Here is a 12,595-nt window from a genome sequence, read left to right on the forward strand (position 1 = left end):
CGCGGGCGTTTCCGACCCGCACACGGGGCATGCGCCGACGGCCAGCGTGCCCAGGCCGGCCTAGCCTGGGCACATGCCCGACACCGCCCCTACCGATGCCGACGCGCTGCTGCGGCTGATCCATGCCGGCGGCCCGCTGGCGCCGCGGCGCGAGCTGCTCGACCGCCACGGCGGGCCTGCAGCCGCACTCGCCGCCGGCGCCGACGCCTGGCGCGAAGCCGGCCTGGACCCGGCGCAATGCCGTGCACTGCGCACGCCCGACCCCGATTGGCGCCGCTCGCGCGCCTGGCTGCAGTCCGCGCCGAGGCGCCACCTCGTGGGCTGGCACGCGCCCGACTACCCGGCGCTGCTGCGGCGCGCGCCCGGCCCGCCCTTGGCACTGTTCGTCGATGGCGATCCCACCCTGCTTTGGCATCCGGGGGTCGCCGTGGTCGGAAGTCGCGCGCCGACCGCGGCCGGGCTGGACACCGCCGCCGCATTCGCCCGGCGGTTCGCTGCGCAGGGGCTGGCGGTGTTCAGCGGCCTGGCCGGCGGCATCGACGCCGCCGCCCACCTGGCCGCGCTCCAGGCGGGCGGCGTCACGGTGGCGGTGCTCGGCAGCGGCATCGACCAACCCTACCCGCGTTGCAATGCCGGCCTGCACGCGCGGATCGCGGTCGAAGGCGCGGTAGTCAGCGAGTACCCGCCCGGCACGCCCGCGCGCCGCGCACAGTTCCCCAGCCGCAACCGCATCGTCGCCAGCCTTGCGCTCGGCACCCTGGTCGTCGAGGCAGCCTACCGCTCGGGCGCCTTGATCACCGCACGCCTGGCCGGCGAGGCCGGTCGCGAGGTGTTCGCGATCCCCGGTTCGATCCGCAACCCCAAGGCCCGCGGCTGTCATCGCCTGCTGCGCGACGGGGCGATGCTGGTCGAATCGCCGGACGAGGTGAGCGCCGCGCTCGGCCCGGTCGCCGCCGACCTCGCCGATGCCTTGCGCGGGCGCCTGGCCGCCCCCATCGAAGACGAGGCGGCGGGCCCGGCGCCCGCCGTTCCGTCCTCAGACCCCGACTACAACCGCTTGTGGCAGGCCCTGAGCCACGACCCAAGCGGTATGGATGAACTGATCGCCCGCACCGGATTGACGGTCGCACGTGCGTCGGCCATGCTCCTGGCCATGGAGCTGGATGGACGCCTCGACGTCGCGCACGGTCGCTATTGCCGAAAGTCCTGAATGACGCGCCTCTTGGGGCGCAGGCCGGGGAATATGAAAGAAAGCATCCTGGATGTCCTGCTCTATCTGTTCGAGCACTACTTCACCGAGGACGCGGACCTGGTCCGCGACCGCGACTCGCTGCAGAGCGGTCTGCTGCAGGCTGGATTCAGCCCGGCGGAGACCAGCAAGGCCTTCGACTGGCTCGACGCCCTGGCCGAGCAGCGCCCGGCCGTGTCGGAGGTCCGCGCGAACGGGCCCACCCGCGTGTATTCGGCCCCCGAGATCGACCGGCTGGACGTCGAGGGCCGCGGCTTTCTGATGTTCCTCGAGCAGCACGGCGTGCTCGATGCCGACCAGCGCGAACTGGTGCTCGACCGCGTGATGGCGCTCGACCAGGACGAACTCGACCTCGACGACCTCAAATGGGTCGTGCTGATGGTGCTGTTCAACCAGCCCGGCAGCGAGGCGGCCTACGCCTGGATGGAAACCCAGATGTTCATCGACGAACCCGAGCCGGTGCACTGATCCGGCCGCATGCCTGACCACCCGCGATCACCCGGTCCCGTTGCGCCGCCGCGCAACGGGGACGAATCGCGCTGCACGGGTTAGCATGCCGCCCACGACGCCCGTGCGGCCGGCCAGGCCAGCGGCCATCGCGTTGCAGGGGCAGGCGGTCCGCAAAGCCGATTCGCACCGGCTCCATGGGCTCCCGACATCGGGCACGCGCCGCGCGTGCCGATGCCTCGCCTGCCGCAACACGGTGTCGCTGATGGTCTGACGGCGGCACGCTGGCGCAGGCCGCGTGCGATGCGTGGCTGCAGCATCGTGCCCCTTCGTCTTGCCGCAGCCGCGGCATCGCTCCCCGCACAGGATCCGCCCCGATGACCGACTGGTTCTACGCCGACACCACGCATGCCCGCCGGGGACCGGTCCCGGCCACCGAACTGCTGCGCCTGTACCAGGCCCGCCAGATCGACGACAGGACCCTGGTTTGGCGCGATGGCCTGGCCGAGTGGGTGCCGCTGGACGCGGTGCGCGGTGAGTTCGCCAGTGCCGCCTCCCCGGCCCCCGCGGCATCGGAATGGACCCTCGAGGCGCTGGCGCCCGCGGAAGCGAACGTCGAGGGGGCCCCGGCGCCTGGCGATGCCTGGCGCCCGGTCACCGAGAGCGCGCATACCACCGCAGTCGCTCCTGCCGGCGCCACGGCCAGCGCCTCGCCCTACGCGCCACCGACCGCCCCGGTGGCCGGCGCCGCTGCAGTGGTGCGCGGCGGCCCCGTGTTCTACGCAGGCTTCTGGAAGCGGGTCGCAGCCTATCTGATCGACGGTCTGGTCGTGGGCATCATCGGCATGGTGATCGGCGGGATCGCCCTCGCCGTGCTCGGCGGCATTCTCGCCGTCGGCGGCTCAGGCTCGGCCGGGAGCATCGGGTTCGTGCTGGTCCAGGTCCTGTCCAACCTGCTGTCGATCGCCATTGGCGCGCTCTATTACGCCTGGTTCCACGCCTCGAACATGATGGCCACACCGGGCAAGATGGCAGTGGGCATCAAGGTCGTCCGCGCCAACGGCGAGCGCATTTCGCTGTTGCGCGGCATCGGCCGCTATTTTTCGACCATCCTCAGCGCACTGATCCTGATGATCGGCTTCCTGATGATTGTCTTCACCGAGCGCAGGCAGTCGTTGCACGACATCATTTGCGACACCGTGGTGGTCGACAAGTGGGCCTTCACCGACCGGCCCGACTTGCAGCACGATGGCCTGGGAACGGTGGCGATCGTCGTGCTGGCGATCTTCGGCGCCCTGTTCGGACTGGGGCTGGTCGCGATCGTGGCCGCCCTTTTGTTCGCTTCGATGTGAACCCCGGCAGGGCTCGCGCTTGACAGCCCTGCCCGCCCGTGATTCCACTATAAAAGCAACCGACCGCCCGGGGCCCCGCCCCGGGCGGCGGCGTCTTCACACCTTTCGGGGCGCCGGTCCAACGGCGCACCCACGGATGTCGCCCCCATGGCCAAACACCTCCTCATCGTCGAGTCGCCCGCCAAGGCCAAGACGATCAACAAGTACCTCGGCAACGACTTCCAGGTCCTGGCGTCCTACGGCCATGTGCGCGATCTGATCCCCAAGGAAGGCGCGGTCGACCCCGACCACGGCTTCGCGATGCGCTACGACCTGATCGAGAAGAACGAAAAGCACGTCGAGGCGATCGCCAAGGCCGCGCGCGGCGCGCAGGACATCTTTCTGGCGACCGACCCGGACCGCGAGGGCGAGGCGATCAGTTGGCACATCGCCGAGATCCTCAAAGAGCGCGGACTGCTCGAGGACCGGTCGCTGCAGCGCGTGGTGTTCACCGAGATCACGCCGCGGGCGATCAAGGAGGCCATGCAGAAGCCCCGCTCGATCGCCGGCGACCTCGTCGATGCCCAGCAGGCGCGCCGCGCACTCGACTATCTGGTCGGCTTCAACCTCTCGCCGGTGCTGTGGCGCAAGGTGCAGCGCGGGCTGTCGGCCGGCCGGGTGCAATCGCCGGCGCTGCGACTGATCGTCGAGCGCGAAGAGGAGATCGAGGCCTTCATCGCGCGCGAGTACTGGTCGATCGAAGCCGCGTGCGCGCATCCCTCGCAGAGCTTCAGCGCGCGGCTGGCCAAGCTCGACGGGCAGAAGTTCGAGCAGTTCACGATCACCGACGGCGACACCGCCGAGGCCGCCCGCGCGCGCATCCAGGCCGCCGCGCAGGGCGCGCTGCACGTCACCGACGTCGGCGCCAAGGAACGCAAGCGCCGCCCGGCGCCGCCGTTCACGACCTCGACGCTGCAGCAGGAAGCCTCGCGCAAGCTCGGCTTCACCACGCGCAAGACCATGCAGATCGCGCAGAAACTCTACGAGGGCGTGGCGCTCGGCGAGGAGGGCACGATCGGCCTGATCACCTACATGCGTACCGACTCGGTGAATCTGTCGCAGGACGCGCTGGTGGACATCCGCGACGTGATCGCGCGCGACTACGGCACCGCGTCCCTGCCCGACCAGCCCAATACCTATCAGACCAAGTCCAAGAACGCGCAGGAGGCCCACGAGGCGGTGCGCCCGACCTCGGCGCTGCGCACGCCTTCGCAGGTCGCGCGCCATCTGACCGACGACGAGCGCCGCCTCTACGAGCTGATCTGGAAGCGCGCGGTGGCCTCGCAGATGATTCCCGCCACGCTCAACACCGTGTCCGTCGACCTGGCGGCCGGCAGCGAGCACAGCTTCCGCGCCTCGGGCACGACGGTCGTGGTGCCGGGCTTTCTGGCGGTCTACGAAGAAGGCAAGGACACCAAGGGCAAGGATGACGACGACGAGGGCCGCAAGCTGCCGCAGATGAAGCCGGGCGACCGCGTGCCGCTCGACCGCATCCTCGCCGAGCAGCACTTCACGCAGCCGCCGCCGCGCTTCACCGAAGCCGCGCTGGTCAAGGCGCTCGAGGAGTACGGGATCGGCCGCCCGTCGACGTACACCTCGATCATCCAGACCCTGCTGTTCCGCAAGTATGTCGAGATGGAAGGCCGCAGCTTCCGGCCCAGCGATGTCGGCCGTGCGGTGTCGAAGTTCCTGTCCAGCCACTTCACCCGCTACGTGGACTACGACTTCACCGCCAAGCTTGAGGACGAGCTCGATGCGGTCAGCCGCGGCGAGGAGGACTGGATCCCGCTGATGGAGAAGTTCTGGGGGCCGTTCAAGGAGCTGGTGGTCGAGAAGACCGAGTCGGTCGACCGCACCGAGGCCACCGGCGCGCGCGAGCTGGGCACCGACCCCAAGACCGGCAAGCCGGTCAGCGTACGGCTGGGCCGCTTCGGGCCGTACGCGGCGATCGGCAGCACCGCCGAGGACGCCGAGGACAAGCCCAAGTTCGCCTCGTTGCGCCCCGGCCAGAGCATGCACACGATCACGCTCGAGCAGGCGCTCGAGCTGTTCCTGATGCCGCGCATCCTCGGCGAGGACAAGGGCGAGCAGGTCAGCGTGGGCATCGGCCGTTTCGGTCCCTTCGCCAAGCGCGGCAGCACCTACGCCTCGCTGAAGAAGGAGGACGATCCGTACAAGATCGACCTGACGCGCGCGGTGTTCCTGATCGAGGAGAAGGAGGAGATCGCGCGCAACCGGATCATCAAATCCTTCGATGGCAGCGACATCCAGGTACTCAACGGCCGTTTCGGGCCGTACATCAGCGACGGCAAGCTCAACGGCAAGATCCCCAAGGACCGCGAGCCCGCGTCGCTGACGTTCGAGGAGGTCACCCGCCTGCTCGAGGAAACCGGCAAGCCGGTGCGCAAGGGGTTCGGCGCCAAAAAGGCCGCCGCCAAGAAAGTCGCGACGAAGAAGGCCGCGCCCGACAAGAGCCCGGCTGCGAAGAAGGCCGCGACCAAGAAGGCACCTGCGAAGAAAGCCGCCAAGAAGACCGCGAAAAAAGCGACGAAGAAGGTCGCCAAACAGGCGGTCGCGGCGCCTGAGCCGGCCAAGTCGCTGCTGACGCCGGCCAAGGTCGCGCCGGGCAAGAAGCGCGTGGTCAAGGCCGCGTCCGACGACGCCGCGCCGTTCTGACGCGCGGCCGGCATCGCGCATGTCCGCCCTCGCGCGTCTGGACATCGCCGCCGCGGCCGCCGTGCTCGCGCGCGGCGGTGTGATCGCCTACCCCACCGAGGGCGTGTGGGGGCTGGGCTGCGCGCCGTTCGACGCGGCCGCCGTGGGTCGCCTGCTCCAGATCAAGCGCCGGCCGGTCGACAAGGGGGTCATCTTGATCGCCGGGGAAACGGCGCAGTTGGCCGACATCGCCGACTGGCCCCGGCTCGCGCCCGAGCGCCGCGACGCGGTGCTCGCTTCCTGGCCGGGCCCCAACACCTGGATCGTGCCGGCGTTGCCCGGCGTTCCGGACTGGCTGACCGGTGACCATGCCGGCATCGCGGTACGCGTCAGCGCCCATCCGGGCGTCATCGCGCTGTGCGCCGCCTTCGGTGGGCCGCTGGTATCGACCAGCGCCAACCTCTCGGGCGAGCCGGCCGTGCACGAGGCCTCCGCGCTCGACCCGCGATTGCTGGCGCAGATCGACGGTGTGGCCGACGGGGAGACCGGCGGACGCCGCGCGCCGTCGACGATCCGCGACGCCGCCACTGGACGGGTGCTGCGCGGCTGACGGCCGCCGCCCGGATCGACCTGCATCGGGGCTGGTGCCGCGTCGCAATGGTTGCATCGGAAACGTCTGAAGTGCTGCGAATAGCGTATTGCCGCACTGCACAAACTGTGCTCTATTCGATGGCCCGACGTGGACGCGTTGCGAGATCTCCACACGCTCCGATCCCCACGCCGGCTCTGCTCCCCTGACCGGACGGCAATGACGACGATGCGGGAATCCCCGGTGCGTGGGCTGTACGACCCCGCTGACGAACGCGACGCCTGTGGCTTCGGCCTGATCTCGACGATCGGCGGCGCGCCCGCGCGCGAGATTGTCGACGGCGCACTGCAGGCGCTGTCGCGCATGGCCCATCGCGGCGGCATCGCCGCAGACGGCCTGTCGGGCGACGGCTGCGGCGTGCTGCTGGTCGGCGTCGAGGCCTTTGTGCGCACGCTCGCCGCCGAAAGCGGGTTCGTCGTCACCGGTCCTCGAATCGCTGCCGGCATGGTGTTCCTGCCGTACGACGCGACGGCCGCGGCGCAGTGCCGCGAGACGCTGTCCGCGCAGTTGGTAGCGCTGGGTGTGCGCACGCTCGGCTGGCGCGAGGTGCCGCTCGACACTGCCGCACTCGGCCGCCTGGCGCTGTCGTCGCTGCCGCAGGTGGCGCAGGTGTTCGTCGAAGCCGATGACGACGATGCGCCGGCGTTCGAGCGCGCGCTGTACCTGGCGCGCCGCCGCGCCGAGCAGGCGCTGCGCGACGTGGCCGACTTCTACGTCGTCGGGTTGACGCCCGGCCTGCTCGGCTACAAGGGCATGGTGCTGCCGAGCCACCTGACCCAGTTGTTCCCCGACCTGGCCCGGCCGGACCTGGCCGCGGTCACGGTGGTGTTCCACCAGCGCTTTTCGACCAACACGCTGCCGCGCTGGCCGCTGGCGCACCCGTTCCGGCGGCTGGCGCACAACGGCGAGATCAACAGCATCGAAGGCAACCGGCGCTGGGCCCAGGCGCGCCGCGGGGTCTGGGCATCGCCGCTGCTCGACATCGGCGAGTTCGAGGCGCCGGTCACGATGCATGGCTCCGATTCGCAGAGCCTCGACAACATGCTCGAGTGGCTGCTGCTCGGCGGCATGGACCTGCTGCAGGCGATGCGCATCCTGATGCCGCCGGCAACCCAGTCGCTGGAGTACAAGGACGCCGACCTCGCCGCGTTCTATGAGTACTACGCGATCAACTCCGAACCGTGGGACGGGCCGGCCGGCGTGGTGATGTGCGACGGCCGGTATGCGGCCTGCACCCTCGACCGCAACGGCCTGCGCCCGGCGCGCTGGACGCTCTCGCACGACGGCATCTTCGTGATCGCCTCCGAGACCGGTGTGTGGGACGTCGCGCCCGAGCGGGTCAAGGCCAAGGGCAAACTCGGGCCGGGCGAGATGATCGCGATCGATCTGGCCGCCGGCACATTGCTCGACAACGACGCGATCGACGCGGTCAACCGCGCGCGCGCGCCATACAAGCAGTGGCTCAAGCGCGGCATGAGCTATCTGCACACCGAACTGATCGACCCGGCGCTGGCCGCCGAGCCCTTCCCCGCCGACACCCTGCTGGCGTTCCAGAAGCTGTTCCAGCTCACCCGCGAGGAACAGGAATCGGTGTTGCGCCCGCTGGCGCAGACCGAACAGGAAGGGATCGGCTCGATGGGCGACGACGTGCCGATGGCGGCGATCAGCCAGCGCGTGCGCCCGCTCTACGACGGCTTCCGCCAGGCCTTCGCCCAGGTCACCAACCCGCCGATCGATCCGCTGCGCGAGGGCGGGGTCATGACCCTGGCCACGCAGATCGGGCGCGAGGGCAACCTGTTCCTCGACCGCGCCGAGAACGTGCACCACGTGCTGCTGAACTCGCCGGTGCTCTCGCAGCGCAAGCTCAGGCAGTTGCTCGCGCTGCCGCGCTTCGAGCACGCCAACCGACTGCTGCACCTGTACTTCGGCCAGGACGAAACGCTCGAGGCCGCCCTGCACCGGCTGTGCGCCGAGGCCGAAACGGCGGTGCGCGAGGGTGTGGAGATCCTGCTGCTGAGCGATCGTTATCCCAAGCGCGGCACCGCACCGGTGCACGCGCTGCTGGCGACCGGCGCGATCCACCTGCACCTGGTGCGCATGGGACTGCGCTGCGACGCCAACCTGCTGGTGGAGACCGGCACCGCGCGCGATCCCCACCATTTCGCCTGCCTGATCGGCTTTGGCGCGACCGCGGTCTATCCCTACCTTGCCTACCAGACCCTGCATGGACTGGCGCGGCGCGGCGTGATCCCGACCCAGAGCGGCGACGAGATGCTGCAACTGGGTCGCAGCTACCGCCGCGGCGTGCGCAAGGGCCTGCTGAAGATTCTGTCGAAGATGGGCATCGGCAGTATCGCCAGCTATCGCGGCGCGCAGTTGTTCGAGATCGTCGGACTCGATGCGGAAGTCGTCGCGCTATGCTTCGAGGGCACGCCATCCCGCATCGGCGGCGCTGGCTTCGCGCGCCTGGAGGCCGACGCCTGGGCGCTGGCCGCGCAAGGCTGGGACGATACCGCGCTGCCCGAACCCGGCGGCCTGCTGCACTACGTGCACGGCGGCGAGTACCACCAGTTCAATCCCGACGTGGTGCAAGCGCTGCAGCGCGCGGTCGCCACCGGCGCGCGCGAGGACTGGCGTCGCTACGCGGGCCTCGTCGACACCCGGCCCCCGGCCGCGCTGCGCGACCTGCTGCGCCCGCGCGCGGCGGCCATGCCGGTACCGCTCGACGAGGTCGAACCGGTCTCGGCAATCGTGCGCCGATTCGACTCGGCGGCGATGAGCCTGGGCGCGTTGTCGCCCGAGGCGCACGAAGCGTTGGCGATCGCGATGAACCGGCTGGGCGGACGCAGCAACTCCGGCGAGGGCGGCGAGGACCCGGCGCGCTACGGCAGCGAGCGGCGCAGCAAGATCAAGCAGATCGCTTCGGGCCGCTTCGGCGTGACGCCCGAGTACCTGATCAACGCCGAGGTGCTGCAGATCAAGGTCGCGCAGGGCGCCAAGCCCGGTGAGGGTGGCCAGTTGCCGGGCAGCAAGGTCGACGCGTTGATCGCGCGCCTGCGTTATGCCAAGCCGGGCATCGGCCTGATCTCGCCGCCGCCGCACCACGACATCTACTCGATCGAGGACCTGGCGCAGTTGATTTTCGACCTGCGCCAGGTCAACCCGCAGGCGCTGATCTCGGTCAAGCTGGTCAGCCATGCCGGGGTCGGCACGATCGCCGCCGGCGTGGTCAAGGCCGGCGCCGACCTGATCACGATCTCCGGCCACGACGGCGGTACCGGTGCCAGCCCGCTGGGCTCGATCCGCTACGCCGGCGCGCCGTGGGAACTGGGCCTGTCGGAGGCGCGCCAGGCACTGCAGTTCAACGACATGCGCGAGCGCGTACTGCTGCAGACCGACGGCGGGCTCAAGACCGGCCTGGACGTGATCAAGGCCGCGCTGCTGGGCGCCGACACGTTCGGCTTCGGCACCGCGCCGATGATCGCGCTGGGCTGCAAGTACCTGCGCATCTGCCACCTCAACAACTGCGCCACCGGCGTGGCGACCCAGGATCCGCGGCTGCGCGAACACCACTACAAGGGCCTGCCCGAGCGCGTGGAGGCGTTCTTCCGCAATGTCGCCGAGGACGTGCGCGAGCACCTGGCGGCGCTGGGCGCGCGCGCGCTCGACGAGATCGTCGGCCGCACCGACCTGCTCGAGCAGCACCTGCGCCGCACCCGCGACCACGTCGACATCGACCTGTCGATGCTGCTGCGCCGCGATCCCGACAAGCCGCTTGGCTACTGCGGTGCCCCGGCGCTGCAGGCGCCGCCCGACGGTCTGGCGGCCGCGCTGGACGCGCGCGTGTCCAAGGCGATCGCACGCGGCGACGGTGGCAGCTATGACTTCGAGATCCGCAACACCGACCGCAGCATCGGCACGCGCCTGTCGGGCGCGATCGCGCGCGTGCACGGCAACACCGGCATGGCCGACCGGCCGCTGACGCTGCGCCTGCGCGGCACCGCCGGCCAGAGCCTGGGCGCGTTCAATGCGGGCGGCCTGCACCTCGAACTGGAGGGCGAAGCCAACGACTACGTCGGCAAGGGCATGGCCGGTGGCCGGATCGTGTTGCGTCCACCGGCCGGCAGCGCGTTCGAGTCGCGACTCACGCCGATCCTCGGCAACACCTGTCTGTATGGCGCGACCGGCGGCGAGCTGTACGCTGCGGGCCGCGCGGGCGAGCGCTTCGGCGTGCGCAACTCGGGCGCGGTCGCAGTGATCGAAGGCGCCGGCGACCATTGCTGCGAGTACATGACCGGCGGCGCGGTCGCGGTGCTGGGTCGCACCGGCCTGAACTTCGGCGCCGGCTTCACCGGCGGCATCGCCTACGTGCTCGACCTCGATCGCGACTTCGTCGACCGCTACAACCACGAGTTGATCGACATCCTGCGGGTGACACCAGAAGCCTTCGACAACTACCGCTCGCACCTGCGCGATTTGATCGAGACCCACGCCCGCCTGACCGGCAGCGCCTGGAGCGCCCGCATCCTCGACGAGTTCCGCGACTTCGTCGGCAAGTTCTGGCTGGTCAAGCCCAAGGCCGCGAGCCTGGCGGCACTCGCCGAAGACCTGAGGCGGGCGGCATGAGGTCCGTGTTGCGCACATCCGCCTTTACGATCCGCTTCGCATCTCGCGCAACGGAGTCCACCTGATGACCAAGCGCGATGTATTTCGGTTCCTCAAGGAGCCGCGCGAGATGCCGGGCAAAGTGCCGCTGACGCTGCGCACGGCCGGCGACTGGAACGAGCTCTATGGCGGCTTCGGGCCGAGCGAGGCCGCGCACCAGGCCGATCGCTGTCTCGATTGCGGCAACCCGTACTGCGAAGCCAAGTGCCCGGTGCACAACTACATCCCCAACTGGCTGAAGCTGGTGCAGGAAGGGCGCGTGCACGAGGCCGCGGCGCTGTGCCACGAGACCAACCCGCTGCCGGAGATGTGCGGCCGCGTGTGCCCCCAGGACCGGCTGTGCGAGGGCGCGTGCACGCTCAACGACGGCTTCGGCGCGGTGACCATCGGTGCAGTCGAGAAGTACATCGTCGATACCGCATTCGCCCAGGGCTGGCGGCCGGACCTGTCGAAGGTCGTGGCCACCGGCCGGCGGGTCGCGGTGATCGGTGCCGGGCCCGCCGGGCTGGCCTGCGCCGACCGGTTGGCGCGCGCCGGCATCGAGGCGGTCGTGTTCGACCGCTACGAGCAGATCGGCGGCCTGCTGCAGTTCGGCATCCCCAGCTTCAAGCTCGACAAGGCCGTCATCGCCACCCGGCGCGCCGTGCTCGAGGGCATGGGCGTGACGTTCCGGCTCGGCGTGGAGATCGGCCGCGACATCGCGCTCGACGCGCTGCTGGAAGACTTCGATGCGGTGTTCCTGGGCACCGGCGCCTACCGCTACACCGATGGTGGCCTGGCCGGTCAGGACCTGCCGGGCGTGTTGCCGGCGCTGCCGTTCCTGGTGCACAACGGCCGCCTGGTCACTGGCGGCGACACCTGGGGCCGGCCGATCGCCGGCTGGGAGGACACGCTCACGCTGCCGAAACTGACCGGCAAGCGCGTGGTCGTGCTCGGCGGCGGCGACACCGGCATGGACTGTGTGCGCTCAGCCGTCCGACTGGGCGCGGCCAGCGTCACCTGTGCCTACCGTCGCGACGAAGCCAACATGCCCGGCTCGGCGCGCGAAGTCGCCAACGCCCGCGAGGAAGGCGTGCGCTTCCTGTTCAACCGCCAGCCGCTGGCAATCGAAGCCGATGCGGACGGCAACGCGGCCGGCGTGCGCATGGTCGAGACCCGGCTCGGCGACCCGGACGCGAACGGCCGCCGTGCCGCCGTTCCGGTCGCGGGCAGCGAATCGACGCTGGCCGCCGACGTGGTGATCATCGCCTTCGGCTTTTCGCCGGCCGTGCCGGCCTGGCTCGACCCGCACGGCGTCGAGGCCCAGGCGCCGGGCAGCGGGCGCATCCGCGTCGGCGGCGAGCGTCGGCTGCCGTATCAGACCGCGCATGAGCGTGTATTCGCCGGTGGCGATGCGGTGCGCGGCGCCGATCTGGTGGTCACCGCGGTGCAGGAAGGCCGCGACGCAGCCGCAAGCATCGCGCGCATGCTGCGCCGACGGGTCGCCGACACGACGCGGGCCGCGCTCGACGCCATCTAATCGACGCTGCGTGCCGCTGC

At 70.3% G+C, this 12,595-nt stretch carries 7 protein-coding genes; all 7 read left to right on the plus strand.

Going from position 1 to position 12,595, the window contains the following annotated elements:
* Positions 1-73 precede the first annotated feature (73 nt).
* The 7 genes from dprA to ABE488_RS04320 all read left to right on the plus strand — a co-directional run bounded on the left by dprA (position 74) and on the right by ABE488_RS04320 (position 12,575).
* Positions 74-1,210 (plus strand): DNA-processing protein DprA, encoded by a 1,137-nt coding sequence (gene dprA, locus ABE488_RS04290; RefSeq protein WP_346447280.1) that lies wholly within the window; start codon positions 74-76, stop codon positions 1,208-1,210.
* A gap of 33 nt (positions 1,211-1,243) precedes the next feature.
* Positions 1,244-1,717, plus strand: a complete 474-nt coding sequence (locus tag ABE488_RS04295) for a DUF494 family protein (protein ID WP_241944127.1) — start codon at positions 1,244-1,246, stop codon at positions 1,715-1,717.
* 356 nt (positions 1,718-2,073) lie between these two features.
* On the plus strand, positions 2,074-3,048 hold the full coding sequence (locus ABE488_RS04300; protein ID WP_346447281.1) for an RDD family protein: 975 nt from the start codon (positions 2,074-2,076) through the stop codon (positions 3,046-3,048).
* A 147-nt stretch (positions 3,049-3,195) separates the two neighbouring features.
* On the plus strand, positions 3,196-5,763 hold the full coding sequence (locus tag ABE488_RS04305) for a DNA topoisomerase I (RefSeq protein ID WP_346447282.1): 2,568 nt from the start codon (positions 3,196-3,198) through the stop codon (positions 5,761-5,763).
* Positions 5,764-5,782: 19 nt separating this feature from the next.
* Positions 5,783-6,352, plus strand: a complete 570-nt coding sequence (locus tag ABE488_RS04310; protein ID WP_346441634.1) for a Sua5/YciO/YrdC/YwlC family protein — start codon at positions 5,783-5,785, stop codon at positions 6,350-6,352.
* Positions 6,353-6,559: 207 nt separating this feature from the next.
* Positions 6,560-11,017 (plus strand): glutamate synthase large subunit, encoded by a 4,458-nt coding sequence (gene gltB / locus ABE488_RS04315; RefSeq protein ID WP_346447312.1) that lies wholly within the window; start codon positions 6,560-6,562, stop codon positions 11,015-11,017.
* A gap of 64 nt (positions 11,018-11,081) precedes the next feature.
* On the plus strand, positions 11,082-12,575 hold the full coding sequence (locus ABE488_RS04320) for an FAD-dependent oxidoreductase (RefSeq protein WP_346447283.1): 1,494 nt from the start codon (positions 11,082-11,084) through the stop codon (positions 12,573-12,575).
* Positions 12,576-12,595 lie beyond the last annotated feature (20 nt).

The organism is Luteimonas sp. TWI662, from assembly GCF_039673825.1.
In the GTDB taxonomy this organism is placed as follows: domain Bacteria; phylum Pseudomonadota; class Gammaproteobacteria; order Xanthomonadales; family Xanthomonadaceae; genus Luteimonas.